Here is a 17745-nt window from a genome sequence, read left to right as displayed (position 1 = left end):
GGCGCCAGCGCAGCGGCACGAATCAACGTCTCGAGGTCGCCGATGAGCGGCAGCGCAAGATCGGACTGCTTCAACGCATTCTCTGGCCAAGACAGGCGTTGCACCTGGTGGGTAAGGCGTCTCCATAAAACAACCCGCCCAATCTTTCGCTAATGGCGTGACAGCGACGCGCTACACGGAAGTTGGTGGTTTACCTGAACGTCACGGCAGCCGCATCGCCCTTACCTAATTCTGGCCTCAAGAAATGCCGATCACTGCCGTTAGCGCCAGTTCCTAACCAAACGGCAGAGGTCGCCATGTTTTTCTCCGACGGTCACAAGGTCGAGGCGTTGACCAAGGCGATTGAAGCCACGTTGCAGGGGGGCACCGCGCAGTGGCCGAGCAACGGTCCCGCCTTGCTTCTCAAGAAGATGGCAGAGCGCTTGTGTGCCGCCCAACAGGAGCGTGACCTGGCGAAAGTCCAGGCGGCTGATGCGGCGGCTGCACTGCGTCAACTGGAAGGACGCTTTGAACTGGTTGCCAACAGCACCACAGACGGCCTTTGGGATATCGGCGTCATCAATGGAGACCCCACGCATCCTGACAGCCCGGTATGGTGGTCGCCCCAGATGCGCGCTCTGTTGGGCTTCTCCTCCGAGCAGGAGTTTCCGAATGTGCTGGACAGCTGGGTTGCCTGCCTGCACCCGGATGACAAGCAGCCCACGCTAGACGCCTTCGCGGCGCATCTTGCGGACAGCAGTGGCCGGACCCCCTATGACGTCGAGAACCGCCTGCGTCTGAAGTCGGGCCACTACCGCTGGTTCCGCGCATTCGGCACCACCGAGCGCGACGCGCAAGGCTTGCCGCTTCGGGTGGCGGGTGCGCTCACCGACATCACCGAGCGCCGTGACCGAGAGCAGTTTCTCGACATCACACTGACGCGCTTTGAGCTCGGCTCGCAGATGCTGAGCGATGGCTTGTGGGACATGAGTGTCATCGCCGGTGACCCGATCAATCCCAGCAACGAGTTCTGGTGGTCACAGCAGTTCCGTCACTTGCTGGGCTTTGAGTCCGAGCAAGAATTTCCCAATGTATTGGACAGCTGGGCGTCGCGGCTTCATCCGGAAGACAAGACGCGGTCGTTGAACGCCTTCGCAGCGCACCTGAACGACTGCAGTGGCCGCACCAACTTCGATATCGAGTACCGCCTGCAGCTCAAGAACGGCCAGTATCGGTGGTTCCGGGCACGCGGCCTGACCAAACGTGCGGCAGACGGCACGCCGCTGCGCGCGGTGGGCGCGTTGATGGATGTGGAGGCCGGACGTCAGCTGGGCGAAGTGGCAAACACACTCAGCAACGCGGCAGGAGACATCGTGCGCAGCAACGATGACCTGTCGCGGCGCACCGAGCAGCAGGCAGCCGCGCTGGAGGAGACCGCAAGCTCCATGGAAGAAATGACCAGCATCGTGCGCAAGAATGCTGACGGCGCGCGCCAGGCCAATGCGCTTGCCAGTAGCGCCGCAGAGACGGCGCTGCGTGGTGGGCAATTGGTCAATGGCGTCGTCAGCACGATGTCCGCGATCCAGACATCGTCGCGGAAGATTGGGGAAATCATCACCGTCATCGACGGCATCGCGTTCCAGACCAATATCCTCGCCTTGAATGCAGCCGTGGAAGCGGCGCGTGCGGGAGAGCAGGGGCGTGGGTTTGCGGTGGTGGCCTCCGAAGTGCGCAGCCTTGCTCAGCGCTGCACCACGGCCGCAAAGGAAATTCGCGATCTGATCGCCGATTCCGGTGCGAAGGTGGGGCAGGGGGCGGAGCAGGTCAACGTGGCGGGCAAAGCCATGGAGGAGCTGCTGGCGTCGGTAAAGCAAGTCAACGACATCATGGGTGAGATCGCGGCGGCCAGTCACGAGCAAAGTGCCGGGATCGAGCAGATCAATCAAACCATTGCCCAGATGGACGCAGCGACGCAGCAGAATTCAGTGCTGGTTGACACCATGGCATCGTCCGCCCGTGCACTTGAAGATCAAGCAACCGCATTGGTGGAGAGTGTTGAGAGCAGCTCACGCAGCATCAATGGAAAACCAGCGCTCGCATTGGTGGCCTGACACCTTGTGTCGCCCCAGCGCCACCCTGCGACGTGGTGGTTTCACGAAGCAGGGCGGTGCATTGGGAGGCGGGCGTCAGACGGCGATTGAGTGACGATCTGGTCTGCATCGGCGTATCAAGGCCGACTGCCTGCCGCGCTGGGTGCGTGGCGGGAACTCCCCTATGTGCGGTGAAGCGAATCGCCCGGGAACGCAGCAGCGAGCCCGTGCGAAGATATGCTTTGGTGTTGCTCGCTCCCCCAGTCGCTTGGGTATCACACAGGTTCGAGGGTGTCAGGGCGGGTATCAATTGACGGTTTCGGGCGATGTCCCGTTTAAAAACAAGAAGATAGGCCTGAAATGTTACTGATGCTCGATAACTACGACAGCTTCACCTACAACCTCGTGCAGTACCTGCAGGCCCTGGGCGCGGAGGTCACGGTGGTGCGCAACGATGCCATGAGCGTGGATCAGATCGCTGCGCTCAAGCCGGAGCGCATCGTGATCTCGCCCGGTCCGCGCACGCCCAACGAGGCGGGTGTCTCGCTGCAGCTGATCGAGCAGCTGGGCCAGACCACGCCGATCCTGGGCGTCTGTCTGGGCCACCAGAGCATCGGTCAGGTCTATGGCGGCGATGTGATCCGCGCCAGCAACATCATGCATGGCAAGACCTCGCCGATCCGTCACCAGGGCAAGGGCGTGTTCGCCGGCCTGCCGGACAGCTACGAGGCCACGCGCTATCACTCGCTGGTGGTGGACAAGACCACCTTGCCGGAGGCACTGGAAGTCACCGCCTGGACCGAGAATCCGGACGGCTCGATGGAAGAGATCATGGGCCTGCGCCATCGCCAGTTTCCGGTCGAAGGCGTGCAGTTCCATCCCGAATCGATCCTGACCCAGCACGGTCATACCTTGCTGAAAAACTTCCTGGAGCGCTGAGCGAAATGCGCACTGCGCACGTCGCCCGCGCCTGTACAGCAGTTGTCGATGCAGTCTTCAGCAACGTCGATGCACCAGCTGCCCATGCATACGATGCCCGCAATCATCTGTCCTGCATGGCAGAGATGGTTCGCCGTTTCGTTTCTTCAACGCCTGCATCCGGATCACGATGAGCACCGCTAGCGACAACGTCCACTTCTACGAACCAAGCCAGGGCCACGGGCTGCCGCACGATCCGTTCAACGCCATCGTCGGCCCACGGCCGATCGGCTGGATCGGGTCGCGCAGCGCCGACGGCATCGCCAATCTGGCGCCTTACAGCTTCTTCAACGCCTTCAACTACGTGCCGCCGATCGTCGGCTTTGCCAGCATCGGTCGCAAGGACAGCCTGCGCAACATCGAAGCCACCGGCGAATTCACCTGGAACCTGGCCACGCGTCCATTGGCCGAGGCGATGAATGCCAGCGCGGCGATGGTGCCCTCGGAGGTGGACGAGTTCGCACTGGCCGGCTTGCAGATGGCAGCTTCGCGCCTGATTGATGCCCCGCGTGTGGCAGCAAGCCCGGTGAGTTTCGAATGTCGGCTCAGCCAATTGCTGCCGCTGCAGAGTGCAAGCGGGCAGGCCATCGAAACCTGGCTGGTCCTGGGTGAAGTGGTGGGTGTGCATCTGGCGCACGCGGCGCTGCAGGACGGCATCTACGATCCCGCTGCCGTGCAGACGATCCTGCGCGCCGGCGGTGCCGCCGATTATTTCGAAGTGCAGGCGCAAGCGCGTTTCCGCATGCGGCGTCCCGGTCAATGAGCGTCGCCTGCAACGTCGCTGCATGGCATTGCATCGACGCTGGCATGTCTCTCCACGCCTGATCGATCCACAGTCCTCTCGCACTTCTCCCACGTTTTCCACGGTCCTCTCGCCCATGCCGATCACCCCGCAAGAAGCCCTGCAACGCACCATCGAACACCGCGAAATCTTTCACGACGAAATGGTCGAGTTGATGCGGCAGATCATGCGCGGCGAGGTCTCCGACATGATGGTCGCCGCCATCCTCACCGGGCTGCGGGTCAAGAAGGAGACCATCGGCGAAATCGCCGGTGCGGCCACGGTGATGCGCGAGTTCTCGCGCCGCGTGCAAGTGACTGACCGCCAGCACATGGTGGATATCGTCGGCACCGGCGGCGATGGCTCGCACACCTTCAACATCTCCACCTGCGCGATGTTCGTGGCCGCCGCCGGTGGTGCCAAGGTTGCCAAGCACGGCAACCGCAGCGTCTCGTCCAAGTCCGGCAGTGCCGACGCGCTGGAAGCGTTGGGCGCAGTAATCGAACTGCAGCCCGAACAGGTCGCCGCCTCGTTGGCGCAGACCGGCATCGGCTTCATGTACGCACCGGTGCATCACCCGGCCATGAAGATGGTGGCGCCGGTACGTCGCGAAATGGGCGTGCGCACCATTTTCAATATCCTCGGCCCGCTCACCAACCCGGCGGGCTCGCCGAACATCCTGATGGGCGTGTTCCATCCGGATCTGGTCGGCATCCAGGCGCGCGTGCTGCAGGAACTCGGCGCCGAGCGCGCGCTGGTGGTGTGGGGCCGCGATGGCATGGACGAACTCTCGCTCGGTGCCGGCACCTTGGTCGGCGAGCTGCGCGATGGCCAGGTGCGCGAATACGAAGTGCATCCGGAAGATTTCGGCATCGCCATGTCGGCCAGCCGCAACCTCAAGGTGGCCGATGCCGCGCAATCGCGCACGATGCTGTTGCAGGTGCTGGACAACGTGCCCGGCCCGGCGCTGGACATCGTGGCGCTCAACGCCGGCGCGGCCCTGTATGTGGCCGGCGTGACCGACAGCATCGCCGCCGGCGTGGTGCGTGCGCGTGCGGTGCTGGCCGATGGCTCGGCGCGCGCCAAACTGGATGCCTATGTCGCCTTCACCCGTCAGGCTGCTGCGCAGTCCTGATCCATGCAGTGTCCGCACTCCGCACGTCTGCGATGTCACCACACCGGTGTGCCTGCCCTGAGAAAGCGGCAACCGCTGGCCGGCATCGTCACGCTGCCGCTGGCATGCTGTGCACTGGCGTGCGGCCACCTCAGTTGCGGCCGTGTTGACCGATAATGCCCGCCCGCCAGGACCCGATACGATGAGCGATATCCTCAACACCATCCTTGCCCGCAAGGCCGAAGAAATCGCCGAGCGCAGTGCACGCGTGCCGCTGGCCGAGCTGGTCGCGCGCTGCGCCGACCTGCCGCTCACACGCGGCTTTGCTGCCGCCATGCAGGCCAGCATCGCCGCCGGCGACCCGGCCGTGATCGCCGAAGTCAAGAAGGCCAGCCCGTCCAAAGGCGTGATCCGGCCCGACTTTCATCCGGCCGACATCGCCGTCAGTTACGAGTTCGGTGGGGCCAGTTGCCTGTCGGTACTCACCGACGTGGATTTCTTCCAGGGCGCCGATGCGTATCTTCAGCAAGCGCGCGAGGCCTGCACGCTGCCGGTGCTGCGCAAGGATTTCACTGTCGACCCCTATCAGGTCTACGAAGCGCGCGTGCTCGGTGCCGATTGCATCCTGCTGATCGTGTCGGCGCTGGAAGACGCGCAACTGGCCGATCTGTCCGGCCTGGCCATGCAACTCGGTCTGGACGTGCTGGTAGAAGTACACGACATCGACGAGCTCGAGCGCGCCGTGCAGGTGCCGGTGCCGCTGGTGGGTATCAACAACCGCAACCTGCGCACCTTCGAGGTCTCGTTGCAGACCACGCTGGACATGCGCGCCGCGGTGCCGCGCGATCGCATCCTGGTCACCGAGAGCGGCATCGTCACTCCGGCCGATGTGCAGTTGATGCGCAGCCACGATGTGAACGCGTTTCTGGTCGGCGAGACCTTCATGCGCGCGCCCGAACCCGGCGAGTCGCTGCGTCAGCTATTCTTTGCGCATGACTGAGTCGTATCCCGCACCGCGCGACGACGCCCCGCTGGTGGTCTTCGATTTCGACCACACGCTGTACGACGGCGATTCCGGCAGCCATCTGTTTGCCTGGCTGATCAAGCGCAACCCGTTGCGTCTGCTGGTGGCCTTGTTGGCTTCGCCAATTCTCGGCCCGATGGTGGCGATGCTGCCGACCCGCAGGCGCGGTGTCTCCGGCTATGTGTGGATCGCCACCTTCGGCCTGCATCGCACGCGCGAATTCAATCGCTTCATCGATGCGTACGTGCTCAAGCATGAAGCGCAGATCCGGCAGCGCCTGTTGCCGCATGCGTTGAAGGTGTTCACCGACCATCGCGCCGCCGGCGATCGGGTCGTGGTCGCTACCGGCGCACCGCCGGAACTGGCGCGTGCGATTCTCGGCTTCGTCGCGCATCAGGACGTGCCGGTGATCGGCAGCCTGGTCGGCCCACGCCTGGGTGCGGTCACCGCGCGGCGCCACTGCCACAACGAAGAAAAGATGCGCATGCTGCGCGAGCGCGGCTATGCCGACATCGCCATCGCCTATTCGGACAGCACGGCCGATCTGCCGTTGTTGAAGGCCGCGCGCGCACCGGTGGTGGTCAACCCCAAAGCCAATCGCGAAGCACTGTTCCGTCAGGTGCTGCCCGCGGGCACACCGATCCTCAACTGGGGCTGTCGCGACCGCGGTGGCAAGGCGCTGTAGCGCCTGACACGCCCGGCAATCGATAGCGGAAAGCGCCTGACTGCATCAGTCCGCATGCCTTGTGACATGCGGCTCTAACGGCGGTCGGTGCGATGTTGCACCAACCGCGACCACAACCGCTTAGCGCGTGCCGTACAACACGACAGTCTTGCCGCGTGCATGCAACAGACCATCGGCTTGCAGTTTCTTGAGTACGCGCCCGGCCATTTCGCGCGAGCAACCGACAAGGCGTGCCAACTCCTGCCGCGAAACGCGCAGCTGGGTGCCCTGCGGATGGCTCATCGCTTCAGGCTCCTTGGACAGATCGTGCAACGTACGCACAATGCGGTCGGTCACGTCCAGGAATGCCAGGCGGCTGGCTTTCCTTGTGGTATCGAGCAATCGCTTGGAGAGCTGAACGCCAATCGCGTACAGGATGCGGGGCGCATCCGGTGACAGACTGGTCTGGAACAGTTGCTGCAGCCGCTCGTAGCTGATTTCGGCCAGTTCGCATTGGGTGCGGGTGCGCAAGATCACCTCGCGCGTATCGGATTCGATGAACAACCCCATCTCGCCGACGAACTCGCCACTGCCGAAGTAACCCAGCACCAACTCACGATCGTCATCTTCCTCGGCGATGATGCTGACCGAACCGCTGACAACGTAGTAGAGGGTGCCGGCCGGGTCTCCTGGCCGGAACACATCGGTCCGGGTCGGATAGCGCCTGCGGTGGCTGTGCGCCAGAAAACGCTCAATCGTGCCAGCGTCCAGTGCCAGATAAGGGGTAGCGTTACGTACCGTCGTGGTGACAACCGTCGTGTTTCCTGGGCTCATGGTAGTTCCGCGTGTAATTCCTGAAGCTTAACGGCATGAGTCATGCAAGGTAAACCATTCTCAACGTCGGCATTTCGTTGCTGGGATCTTTGGCTCATAATTGACTCCTTTCCCGCTTTCCATAAGGACAGACCGACGTGGTCAAGCCGTTGCCTCGCCTGAGGCTACAGGGGTTCAACAACCTCACCAAGGCGTTGAGCTTCAACATCTACGACGTCTGTTACGCGCGTACCGAAGAGGAGCGTCAGCGCTACATCGAGTATATCGATGAGCAGTACGACGCGGACCGTTTGACGCAGATCCTGACCGACGTGGCCGAGATCATTGGCGCCAACATCCTCAATATCGCACGTCAGGACTACGATCCGCAGGGCGCGTCGGTGACGATCCTCATCTCGGAAGAGCCCGTCATCGACAAGAAGCAGGCCGGCAAGGAGTTGATTCCTGAAGCCGTGGTTGCTCATATGGACAAGAGTCATATCACTGTCCATACATATCCCGAGACGCATCCGCAGGAAGGCATCGCGACATTCCGCGCCGATATCGACGTCGCCACGTGCGGTGTGATCTCGCCGTTGAAGGCGCTGAACTACCTGATCGAGAGTCTGGAATCGGACATCGTGATCATGGACTACCGTGTCCGTGGCTTCACCCGCGATGTGAAGGGCAAGAAGCACTACATCGACCACAAGATCAACTCGATCCAGCACTTCATGGCCAAGAACGTGAAGTCGCGTTACGAGATGTTCGACGTCAATGTCTATCAGGAAAATATCTTCCACACGAAGATGCACCTGAAGGATTTCGATCTCGATCAGTACCTGTTCGAAGAGCGCGCCAAGAACCTCTCGTTCAAGGAGCGCATGAAGATCGAAACGCTGTTGAAGCGTGAGATCGAAGAGCTGTTCCACGGGCGTAACCTGAGCGAATAAGCGCAGGATTCGACCTGTTGCGTGCTTGTTTGCAAGTACGCGCAAGATGCAAGGCGGGACGGCCCGCCACGCGATGACCTCGCGTTCCACAGCCGACGGCGGCCCAGTGTGCAAACACTGGGTCGCTTTTTTTTTTGCCCGTTTTCTAGTGAGGAGTGACGCGATGCCCTGGATCTATCTGTTGTTGGCCGGCCTGTTCGAAATCGGCTTTGCCATGGGCCTGAAGTACAGCGACGGTTTTACGCGCCTGTGGCCGACCGTGCTGACGGTCGGCCTGGCAGCCATTAGCCTGTGGTTGTTGACGCAGGCACTGAAGACCATCCCGGTGGGAACCGGTTACGCGATCTGGACCGGTATTGGCGCAGTCGGCGTCACCATCGCTGGCATCGCTTTATTCGGCGATAGCGCGTCGTGGCCGCGCCTGGCGTGCATCGGCCTGATCGTTGCCGGTGTGATTGGCTTGAAGCTCGCCTAAAACGAACCGCCTAAAAGCGGTAGGCGATGGTCTTCATCAGCTTGGAGGCCAGGGCCATGGCGCTGGGAATCGGCGGCGGCAGGATGCGGGCGCCGGCCTGTTCGGCCTGATCGGCGTGGCGGGCTTCGTCGATCTTCATCACGCGCAGGATGGCGCGACTGCGCTGGTCGATCGCGGGCAGGGTCTCCAGGTGCTCGTCCAGATGGGCTTCGACCTGGCGCTCGGTCTCGACCACGAAGCCCAGGCTCCAGTCGTCGCCGCGCAATCCGGCCAGTGCGCCGAGGGCGTAGCTGCCGGCGTACCAGAGCGGGTTGAACAGGCTGGGGCGGCTGTCCAGTTCGTGCAGACGGTCGGCGCACCAGGCCAGGTGGTCGGTTTCTTCCTGCGCCGCTTCCAGCAGATGCTGCTGGGTGTGAGCATCGCGGGCGACCGCCGCCTGGCCAAAATACAGGCCTTGCGCGCAGACCTCGCCGACATGGTTGATGCGCATCAGCCCGGCGGCATGCCGGCGTTGGTCTGGTTCCAGCGCGATGTCGGGCGTGTCGGCGGCTGGATTGGGTCGCTCGGCAGGCGGGTTGCCGAATACCGTGTCCAGCGCGCGCTGGGCTTCGACCAGGAGCCGGTCGAGCGGGCTATGCAGTCGGAATGAAGAGGTCTGGGTCATCCGGCGATTCTGGCCCCCGGCCGGCGCGCTGCCAACCGCCCAGCGCCGGCCGGTAGGGCGACTTGCGCCGCCACGGGGCGTCCCGTACAATCCCGCCTCTTCTGTTTCGCCTTCACAACGCGTGGCAAAGTTCCAGCGGTCATCGCCGCTGCAATCCGCCCGACTACTCAAGAGCTTCCTCATGACTACGTTCACCGCCAAGTCCGAGACCGTCCAGCGCGACTGGTATCTCGTTGACGCCGCCGGCAAGACGCTTGGCCGTCTCTGCACCGAACTGGCTAGCCGCCTGCGCGGTAAGCACAAGCCGATTTATACCCCTCACGTCGATACTGGCGATTACCTCGTGGTGATCAATGCCGAAAAGATCGTGGTCACGGGCAACAAGCTGAAAGACAAGAAGTATCACCGCTTCACCGGCTACATCGGTAACTTGAAGACCGAGAGCCTGGAGCAGGCGCTGCAGCGCCACCCGGAGCGCGTGATCGAAATCGCCGTCAAGGGCATGCTGCCGAAGGGTCCCCTGGGCCGCACCATGTACCGCAAGCTCAAGGTCTATTCGGGTGCCGAGCATCCGCACGCCGCTCAGCAGCCGCAAGTTCTGGATATCTAATCATGGCTATCACGCAAAACTACGGCACCGGTCGCCGCAAGTCCTCCACCGCTCGCGTGTTCCTGCGCAAGGGTACCGGCAACATCTCGGTCAACGGCCTGCCGTTGGACAAGTTCTTCGGTCGCGAAACTGCGCGCATGATCGTGCGTCAGCCGCTTGAGCTGACCAAGAACACCGAAAGCTTCGACATCCTGGTCACTGCTTCGGGCGGCGGCACCACCGGTCAGGCTGGTGCGATCCGTCTGGGCATCGCCCGTGCGCTGGTCGAATACGACGAAACCCTGAAGTCCGAGCTGCGCAAGGCTGGCTTCATGACCCGTGACGCCCGCGAAGTCGAGCGTAAGAAGGTCGGTCTGCACAAGGCCCGTCGCGCTACCCAGTTCTCCAAGCGCTGATCCATCGCGTTTGCTGCGTCCCGGCTCGCCGGGGCGCCTGCTTCAAAAGCCCGGCCACGCCGGGCTTTTGTCGTTTTGGGGTGTGTAAATTTCGCTTGCCTGAAAGTCATCAGGCAACAAAAAAGGCCCGATCTTTCGATCGGACCTTCTGTGTATGGCTGCCCCGGATGGATTCGAACCACCGATGCCTGAGTCAGAGTCAGGTGCCTTACCGCTTGGCGACGGGGCAATAAAACGTGTTGGTCCAAGATTATCGCATGCCCGTGTGCGCATGAATACCTTGGTGGCTATGGGTGGACTCGAACCACCGACCCCAGCATTATGAGTGCTGTGCTCTAACCGGCTGAGCTACATAGCCTAGGGAGCCGGCAATTCTCACTACGTGCCCGTGTGTTGTCAAGCATTTCGTTTTCAGCTTGTGAGCTGGCCGTCGCCGTGGCAGAGTCGGTGACAGTAGATTTTCAGGAGTCCGCATCGTGATCGATCCGGACGGCTTCCGGCCAAACGTTGGCATCGTGCTGATGCGGCAAGACGGTCAGGTGTTCTGGGCACGACGTGTGCGCAGGGACGGCTGGCAGTTCCCGCAAGGTGGCATGAATACCGACGAGACACCCGTCGAAGCCATGTACCGCGAGTTGCGCGAAGAAACCGGGTTGTTGCCCGAGCATGTGTCCGTGCTCGGCGCCACCCCTGGATGGCTACGCTATCGCCTGCCCAGCCGGGCGGTGCGCCGCAACGAACGCCAGGTGTGTATCGGCCAGAAGCAGGTCTGGTTCCTGCTGCAATTCACTGGCGAAGAATCCCACCTCAAGCTCGACCATACCGATACCCCGGAGTTCGACCACTGGCGCTGGGTGGATTTCTGGTACCCGGTCGAGCATGTGGTGATGTTCAAACGCGGCGTCTACGCACGTGCGCTACGCCATCTGGCGCCACTGGCGCAGAACCTGGCGGGGCCGGCCGCTGTCGGTGTGATGCCCGAGCGTGCGCTGGAGGCGTGGTTGCCGGGCAGCAGCGCAGCGGGGCACGACAGCCCACGCAAGCGTCCGCGTAAGCGCAGCGGGGCTCGCACGGTGCGGATTAATAATGATTAACGTTTGGAATTGACACCTATTCTCGTTTGCGGTGCAATCAGTCCCGGTCCTCTCCGGATCGCCAGCACCCGACCGATACCGTGTACGTCTGCATCTGTAATGGGGTCACCGACCACCAGATCCGCGAAGCGGCCCAGAGTGGCTGCGCCAGCCTGGCCGAGCTGACCATGCGCACCGGCTGTGGTTCCAACTGCGGTTCGTGCCTGGAGATGGCCAGCGACCTGCTGAGCCAGGCGCATGCGACCCGCGCGCTGCCGTTGCCCATGCTGGGGCTGGCGAGCGCAGCTTGAGGCGTGCGACGTCGCGCGCCGTGACGGCCGGTAGATCCGACCAGCGTCTCTCGAATATCTCTTCAGGCCTGCGCCGTCGACGGTTTTCCTTCGAGATCGAGCGCGAGGTCGTCGCAGCCTAAGGGCAGTACGGCGCTCCACACAGCGGTCGACCCACGCGTCCCGCAACTGATCACGATTCGCGTTCCTTCATGCGTCGCGCCAACGCGTTAGAGTGCGGCCGGCTCACTGTCTCGGAGACATCGCATGAAGGGCGATACCAAAGTCATCGAGTACCTCAACAAGGTGCTCTACAACGAACTCACTGCGATCAACCAGTACTTCTTGCACGCCAAGATGCTGAAGAACTGGGGCCTGAAAGAACTGGCCGAGCATGAGTACAAGGAATCTATCGACGAGATGAAGCATGCGGACAAGCTGTCCGACCGCATCCTGTTTCTCGAAGGGCTTCCCAATTTTCAGGCGCTGGGCAAGCTGCGTATCGGTGAGAACCCGACCGAGATGTTCCGTTGCGATCTGGCGCTGGAGCGCGAAGCGGTCGCTGTGCTGCGCGAGGCGGTGGCGTATGCGGAGACCGTCAACGACTACGTGAGCCGCCAGCTGCTGGTGGACATCCTGGAGTCGGAAGAAGAGCACATCGACTGGCTGGAAACGCAGCTGGATCTGGTGGCGCGGATTGGTGAGCCGAATTATTTGCTGACCAAGCTGGACGATTGAGGTCTGCTGAGGGAGCTGTCGGGTTGTTCTTGGGCGGTGCGTTTTGCTGGCTGCCTGGTATGACTCGGCACAGGCTCCTGATCGCTCAGCTGGCGGCGTGGGTCTTGGCTTGCAGGCGTGCGACCTGGCCGAGCAGTGCCAGGCGGGCGCGGGCGTATTCGGCGATGACCAGCGCCACCATGACCGAGGGGCGTTCGACGGTGCCGGTGCGAGCGGCCAGTTCGATGCGCCGTGCTGCATTGGAGACCGCTTGGGCGCCGACGTTGGCGCTGGATGACTTGAGCGTGTGGGCCAGATCGCGCAGCTGCATGCTGTCGCGATTGGCTGCTGCGGTTTCCAGTCGTTCGATGATGCCTGGCGCATCTTCCAGGAACAGCTGCAGGATGGTGATGGTGTCTGCGCCCGCCACCTCGTACAGCTCGTCGATGACGCTGTTGTCCAGGATCGGCAGCGCACGCGCCTGAGCGGCGTTGCTGGCGCTTTCGGACTCCACACTGGCTGCGCCACCACTGGTCGGACCGGGCAGCGCAGGCTGGCGTGGCAGCCAGCGCTGCAGGCAGGCATCCAGTTGTTCGCGCGCGACCGGCTTGGACAGATAGTCATCCATGCCGGCGGCCAGGCAGCGTTCGCGATCGCCGGCCATGGCGTTGGCAGTCATCGCCACGATCGGGATCGGGCGGCCGCCACTTTCGGTTTCCATCGCGCGCCAGCGCCGGGTGGCGGCATAGCCGTCCAGTACCGGCATCTGGCAATCCATGAAGACCATGTCGTAGCGGGTGGATTCCATGCTGCTCAGCGCGGCTTCGCCATCGGTGGCGGTGTCGGCGTCGAAGCCGAGCACCGCCAGCAGCTTTTGCGCGACCAGCAGGTTCACCGGGTTGTCTTCCACCAGCAGGATGCGCACCTCGCGTGCGTTGGCCAGCGGCGGCGCCAACGGCTCGGGGATCATCGCCGAGGCCAGCGTGAGCGATTGGGCCGGCTTCGGATCGGGCGGCAGCACCAGCGAGCGCAGCGTCTCGTCCGGACTCTGGCGCGGCACCAGGGTGGCGTGGTCCTGCAGTTCGGACGGCACCGGTTCGTCGCCGTAGAGCCAGATCAGGCGCGAGCCGCCGAGGTCTGCGGGCTGGGCCAATGCGCGATGCACGGCGCGGGCGCTGTAGCGCAGCGTGTCGTGGTCGGCGATGACGCAGCGGAAACCTTCGGTGTCGCTGTGGCGGCGCACGCGCTCCAGCGCTTCCTGGGTGGTTTCCATCAGCACACTCGACACGCCCCAGCTGTCGAGCAGGCGCTTGAGGCGCTGCGACAGGCGCGTGTCGGAACTGATCACCATGACGCGTGCGGCGTCGGCGCCGGTGTTCTGCTGCAGGTCGCCAATGACCTTGAGCAGCGGGATCTCGAACCAGAAGGTGGCGCCGCGCCCGGGCTCGGATTCCACCCCGATGCGGCCGCCCATCAGGTCGATGATGCGCTTGCAGATCGCCAGCCCCAGCCCGGTGCCGCCGTACAGGCGGGTGGTGGAGGCGTCGGCCTGAGCGAAGGAGCGGAACAGACGCGCCTGCTGGTCCTGCGCAATGCCGATCCCGGTGTCGCGGATCTGGAAGCGCAGCAGATGCTGAGCGCGGGTTTCGCCAAGACGACGCAGCTGGATATCCACGCTGCCACGTTCGGTGAACTTGATTGCATTGCCGATCAGGTTGCCCAGCACCTGGCGCAGGCGGATCGGGTCGCCGCGCACCAGCAGGCGCACCGATGGCTCGATCTCCAGACCGATGCGCAACTGGCGGCCTTCGGCGGTGCGCTGCAACAGCTGCACGACGCCGTCGAGCAGTTCGCGCAGGTTGAAGGTGGTGATCTCCAGTTCGAGCTTGTTGGCTTCGAGTTTGGAGTAGTCGAGGATGTCGTCGACGATGCGCAGCAGTTGCAGCGAACTGCCGGTGGCGGTCTGCAGCATGTCGCGCTGATCCAGGCTGAGCTGGCCGCTGGAGATCAGTTCCAGCATCGGAATGATGCCGTTGAGCGGGGTGCGGATCTCATGGCTCATGGTGGCCAGGAATTCGCCCTTGGCCAGCGTGGCGGCCTCGGCGGCCTGTTTGGCGCGCAGCAGTTCCTGCTCGAGTTCGCCCTGGCGTTGCAGCTCCTGCTGCAGGCGCTCGCGGGCGACCTCGGCTTCTTCCAGGCGTTGTGCCAGGGCGTACTGCGCGTGTGCACTGCGATACGCGGCGATGGCAGCGCACACGCCCAATACCACCGCGAGCGCTGCAGATGTTGCGGTCAACGCCAGCCATGGACCATCGATGGCAGACCACTGCAGGCCTGCCCCCAGCGCTGCGGCAAGGGCGGCCAGCGTGGCCAGGCTGCTCCAGGCGCGAAGGCCTCCTGCCCGCGCTGTCACTTCACAGCACCGCGTTCGTGAAGTCGAAGTCCAGTTCCTTGCCGACCGTCTGCACCAGGTTGCCCTGGATGAAGTCCACGCCGCTCATCCACATCGCCGCGGCCGCCTGCGGATCTTCGATGCGCTGGCCGATGATCAGCAAACCGCGCTGATGGGCGATATCGATCACGCTGCGCAGTTGATCGCGCACTGTGGCATTGCCGTGGGCGTCTGCAAAGCGATTGGCCATGCGCACGAAACTCAGCGGCAACTGGCTCAACAGCGCGTTGGCTTCGTCGCCGGGCTCGAACTGGCTGAGGCAGAACTGCACGCCAGCCGGCATCAGCTTGGCGCAGAACTGCTGCACGGTGACCGCGTGGATCAAGGCATCGTCCAGGCGCAGATCCACGATCAGCGATTGCCCGGCCACGCCGCGTTCGACCAGCGCCGCGAGCAGCCAGTCGGCGAAGGCATCGCGCGCCAGTGTGCGCGGGGATTGCGAGACGAACAGGCGCAGCGGTGGATGGGCGTGCTGGTACAGATGCAGCAGGCCGAGCGCGTGGTCCATGACCTGCTGGTCGAGATCGGCGATGCGTCCGGCGGCTTCGGCGGCGGGAATCACCTGGCCGGCCGACAGCAGCGTGCCATCGGCCTGGCGCAGCCGCAGCAGCACCTGGTACTGCGCAGTGTCGCCGCCGGCCACCGCCACGATCGGCTGATAGGCCAGTTCGAGCTGGCCTTCGACCAGGCGCAGTTGCTCCTGTTGCTCGGCCTGGCTGGGGGCCAGATAGACCTGCACGCCGTCGCTGCGCAGGCGTGCCTGCAAGGCGGTGCGTTCGACTGCTTCCAGCGCGCTGCCGGTGTCGTCGAAGCCAAGTCCCAGCGGTGCGACGCCAATGGCGCAGCGCACGTGCACGGATTCTTCTTCGCGCACCGAGAAGGCATTGGCGGACAGCCGCTGGCGGATCTCCAGCGCATGCTGTTCCAGACTGTTTTCCGGCATGTCCACGCCCAGCAGCAGGAAGCTGTTGTCGTTCAAACGCGCCAGCGGATACGGGTGCGCAGCACTGGCCAGGCGATGGCCGGCCTGGGTCATCAGGCGCTCGTAGGCGGCATAACCGTAGCGCTCACGCAGGCCGAGCGCACTGGCGATTTCGATGAAGAACAAGCCGCCGGACTGCTTGCGCTCCAGCGCCTCGGCGAGCAGTCCCATCACATGGTTGCGCGTTGGCAAGCCGGTTTCCGGATTGCTGCGCACGCTGACCTGTTCGCCGGTCTGTTGCAGCGCCTGTTGGCGCGCGCGGCGAATGCGGTTGGACACTGCGGCGATCAAGTGGCGCGGGCGGATCGGCTTGGTCAGGAAATCGTCGGCGCCGCTGTCGAGCACTTCGAACTGGCGCTCCGGATCCGGGTCGCCGGTCAGGAACACGATCGGCAGCAACTGCTGGCCGGGTTGTTGGCGGATCAAGGTGGTCAGGCGGATGCCGTCCAGCTCGGGCATGTGCAGATCCATCAGGATCAGATCCGGGTGGTAGTCCTGGATCGCCTGCGGCACGCTGGCGGCGGTCATTTCCACCTGCGCATGCATGCCGGCACCGTGCAATACGCTTTGTGCGAACAAGGCTTGCGAGCGGTCGTCTTCGACGATCAGCACGCGATATGGCGCATCTGCCGCCACGCTGCCGTCGCCTTCGCGGGTTGCCGCCTGCGTTGCGGATGGCGGTGCTGCCGGCGTGGCGCGCGCAGCGCTGATCGAGGTCACCGTTTGCGCTTGAACTCCCGGCGCGGCCACGCCCGCAGGTGCGGGAATGATTGCCGCACTCACCGGCGCAGCGCTGTCGGAAGCAGCCGTCTCGTCGACCCAACGGCGCCAATAGTCGGCCGGCGGCGTCTCTGCGCGCAGCAGACGATTGCGCGTGGCGGTGTCGTCACGGGTGGAAGGAACCGGATCTCGGGCGGCCATCGATACTCCCTGCAGTCGCGATGATTATGCGATGAACTTCACGATAGTGGGGACCTGCGTGCAGCCGGCGTGGTGGCCGGGCGCGTGGGTGCGACCAGCCGACGCATGCCCCGCCACAGCAGGCGCCATACCCACCACACCACCAGCGCGGCCAGCACGCTGGAGCCCACTGCAACACTCAGTGCCAGCCACGGATGCGCCAGTGCCAGCGCCAGTGCGGTGGTGGCGACGGCGTCTTCGGTGAGCGATGCGATCCAGTTGCTGGCCGGCTCCGGCGAGGTGTTGAGCAAGGCGCGGGTGCCGGCCTTGAGCGTGTGACTGGTCAGCGCCACGCCTGCGCCGGCCGCTAGTGCGCCCGTGCCCAGATCGCCATCGGGCGAGAGCGTGGCGGCGGCCAGAAACGCACCGGCCGGCACGCGGGCCAGCGTCTGCAGCAGGTCCCAGCCCGAATCCACGCCGGGGATTTTGTCGGCGAAGAACTCGGCCACGGCCAGTGCGCCCGAGGTGCCGAGCACCCACCAGGACTGTGCCGGGTGCAGGGCGGGCGGCAGTTCGATCCAGCCGAGCAGGCCGGCCAGGCCGACGCCGAACACGGTGAGATAGACACGGATGCCGGCCAGCCAGGCCAGCAGGATGCCGATCACGAACAGGTGGGCTTCGCTCATGGCGTCGTCAGTCTCTGCAAACAATTGCAGAACTATCGCAGAATTTTGGCAGAACTTTGGGATAACCGCCGGTCCAGCGCCAGCACGACGGTCGGTGGCGCTCTG

General features: G+C 63.8%; 18 protein-coding genes and 2 tRNA genes. 13 read left to right on the top strand and 7 right to left on the bottom strand.

Features of this window, described 5'->3' with window-relative positions:
• Positions 1-296 precede the first annotated feature (296 nt).
• The 6 genes from ABS769_RS03275 to ABS769_RS03250 all read left to right on the top strand — a co-directional run bounded on the left by ABS769_RS03275 (position 297) and on the right by ABS769_RS03250 (position 6651).
• The gene (locus ABS769_RS03275; RefSeq protein ID WP_317060789.1) at positions 297-2090 is read left to right on the top strand and encodes a methyl-accepting chemotaxis protein; all 1794 of its coding nucleotides are present in this window, start codon (positions 297-299) and stop codon (positions 2088-2090) included.
• A gap of 339 nt (positions 2091-2429) precedes the next feature.
• Positions 2430-3008, top strand: coding sequence for an anthranilate synthase component II (locus ABS769_RS03270; RefSeq protein ID WP_317060788.1), 579 nt, complete (start codon positions 2430-2432; stop codon positions 3006-3008).
• A gap of 169 nt (positions 3009-3177) precedes the next feature.
• Positions 3178-3810 (top strand): flavin reductase family protein, encoded by a 633-nt coding sequence (locus tag ABS769_RS03265; protein WP_317060787.1) that lies wholly within the window; start codon positions 3178-3180, stop codon positions 3808-3810.
• Positions 3811-3925: 115 nt separating this feature from the next.
• Positions 3926-4963, top strand: a complete 1038-nt coding sequence (gene trpD, locus ABS769_RS03260; protein WP_317060786.1) for an anthranilate phosphoribosyltransferase — start codon at positions 3926-3928, stop codon at positions 4961-4963.
• 181 nt (positions 4964-5144) lie between these two features.
• Positions 5145-5942 carry an indole-3-glycerol phosphate synthase TrpC gene (gene trpC / locus ABS769_RS03255; RefSeq protein WP_006451015.1) on the top strand — a complete coding sequence of 266 codons (798 nt, stop codon included), beginning with the start codon at positions 5145-5147 and terminating at the stop codon, positions 5940-5942.
• Positions 5935-6651, top strand: a complete 717-nt coding sequence (locus ABS769_RS03250) for a haloacid dehalogenase-like hydrolase (protein ID WP_104549709.1) — start codon at positions 5935-5937, stop codon at positions 6649-6651. The genes trpC and ABS769_RS03250 overlap by 8 nt, the downstream gene beginning before the upstream one ends.
• A gap of 120 nt (positions 6652-6771) precedes the next feature.
• On the opposite strand, the gene crp is transcribed toward ABS769_RS03250, so the two are convergent.
• Positions 6772-7464, bottom strand: coding sequence for a cAMP-activated global transcriptional regulator CRP (gene crp / locus ABS769_RS03245; RefSeq protein ID WP_055828153.1), 693 nt, complete (start codon positions 7462-7464; stop codon positions 6772-6774).
• A gap of 137 nt (positions 7465-7601) precedes the next feature.
• Between crp and speD the strand changes: the two genes are divergently transcribed.
• Together speD and ABS769_RS03235 are read left to right on the top strand one after the other, a co-directional pair.
• The gene (speD, locus tag ABS769_RS03240) at positions 7602-8396 is read left to right on the top strand and encodes an adenosylmethionine decarboxylase (RefSeq protein WP_006451012.1); all 795 of its coding nucleotides are present in this window, start codon (positions 7602-7604) and stop codon (positions 8394-8396) included.
• Positions 8397-8559: 163 nt separating this feature from the next.
• Positions 8560-8871: a DMT family transporter gene (locus tag ABS769_RS03235; protein ID WP_023902394.1), complete on the top strand. Its 312-nt coding sequence runs from the start codon at positions 8560-8562 to the stop codon at positions 8869-8871.
• A 10-nt stretch (positions 8872-8881) separates the two neighbouring features.
• On the opposite strand, the gene coq7 is transcribed toward ABS769_RS03235, so the two are convergent.
• Complete coding sequence (gene coq7 / locus ABS769_RS03230; RefSeq protein ID WP_176340758.1) at positions 8882-9535, bottom strand: 2-polyprenyl-3-methyl-6-methoxy-1,4-benzoquinone monooxygenase; 654 nt, start codon at positions 9533-9535, stop codon at positions 8882-8884.
• A 181-nt stretch (positions 9536-9716) separates the two neighbouring features.
• Here coq7 and rplM point away from each other — a divergent pair, with 181 nt between their 5' ends.
• Entirely contained in the window at positions 9717-10145 is a 429-nt protein-coding gene (rplM, locus tag ABS769_RS03225; RefSeq protein ID WP_006451009.1) for a 50S ribosomal protein L13, read from the top strand.
• 2 nt (positions 10146-10147) lie between these two features.
• Positions 10148-10540 (top strand): 30S ribosomal protein S9, encoded by a 393-nt coding sequence (rpsI, locus tag ABS769_RS03220; RefSeq protein ID WP_006451008.1) that lies wholly within the window; start codon positions 10148-10150, stop codon positions 10538-10540.
• Between the two features lie 155 nt (positions 10541-10695).
• Here the strand turns inward: rpsI and ABS769_RS03215 are convergent.
• Both ABS769_RS03215 and ABS769_RS03210 read right to left on the bottom strand, forming a co-directional pair.
• Positions 10696-10769 (bottom strand) — tRNA-Gln (locus tag ABS769_RS03215).
• 52 nt (positions 10770-10821) lie between these two features.
• Positions 10822-10898: transfer RNA gene (locus tag ABS769_RS03210), tRNA-Met, on the bottom strand.
• 118 nt (positions 10899-11016) lie between these two features.
• Between ABS769_RS03210 and ABS769_RS03205 the strand changes: the two genes are divergently transcribed.
• From ABS769_RS03205 to bfr, 3 genes are all read left to right on the top strand, one after another.
• A complete protein-coding gene (locus tag ABS769_RS03205) occupies positions 11017-11634 on the top strand; it encodes an RNA pyrophosphohydrolase (RefSeq protein WP_006451007.1) in 618 nt (205 codons plus the stop codon).
• 80 nt (positions 11635-11714) lie between these two features.
• Positions 11715-11924: a (2Fe-2S)-binding protein gene (locus ABS769_RS03200; RefSeq protein WP_006451006.1), complete on the top strand. Its 210-nt coding sequence runs from the start codon at positions 11715-11717 to the stop codon at positions 11922-11924.
• A gap of 246 nt (positions 11925-12170) precedes the next feature.
• On the top strand, positions 12171-12641 hold the full coding sequence (gene bfr / locus ABS769_RS03195) for a bacterioferritin (protein WP_005990707.1): 471 nt from the start codon (positions 12171-12173) through the stop codon (positions 12639-12641).
• Between the two features lie 85 nt (positions 12642-12726).
• Here bfr and ABS769_RS03190 read toward each other — a convergent pair whose 3' ends face one another.
• The 3 genes from ABS769_RS03190 to ABS769_RS03180 are packed head-to-tail and all read right to left on the bottom strand — an operon-like array spanning position 12727 to position 17640.
• The gene (locus ABS769_RS03190) at positions 12727-14994 is read right to left on the bottom strand and encodes an ATP-binding protein (RefSeq protein ID WP_317060814.1); all 2268 of its coding nucleotides are present in this window, start codon (positions 14992-14994) and stop codon (positions 12727-12729) included.
• Between the two features lie 40 nt (positions 14995-15034).
• The gene (locus tag ABS769_RS03185) at positions 15035-16975 is read right to left on the bottom strand and encodes an EAL domain-containing protein (protein ID WP_317060785.1); all 1941 of its coding nucleotides are present in this window, start codon (positions 16973-16975) and stop codon (positions 15035-15037) included.
• A 38-nt stretch (positions 16976-17013) separates the two neighbouring features.
• Positions 17014-17640, bottom strand: a complete 627-nt coding sequence (locus tag ABS769_RS03180; RefSeq protein ID WP_095575128.1) for a DUF4126 domain-containing protein — start codon at positions 17638-17640, stop codon at positions 17014-17016.
• Between the last annotated feature and the right edge of the window lie 105 nt (positions 17641-17745).

This window comes from Xanthomonas hortorum, from assembly GCF_040279205.1.
GTDB lineage: Bacteria > Pseudomonadota > Gammaproteobacteria > Xanthomonadales > Xanthomonadaceae > Xanthomonas > Xanthomonas hortorum_F.
The sequence above is the reverse complement of the archived record's forward strand: the minus strand, read 5'-3'. Positions and strand labels throughout refer to the sequence as shown.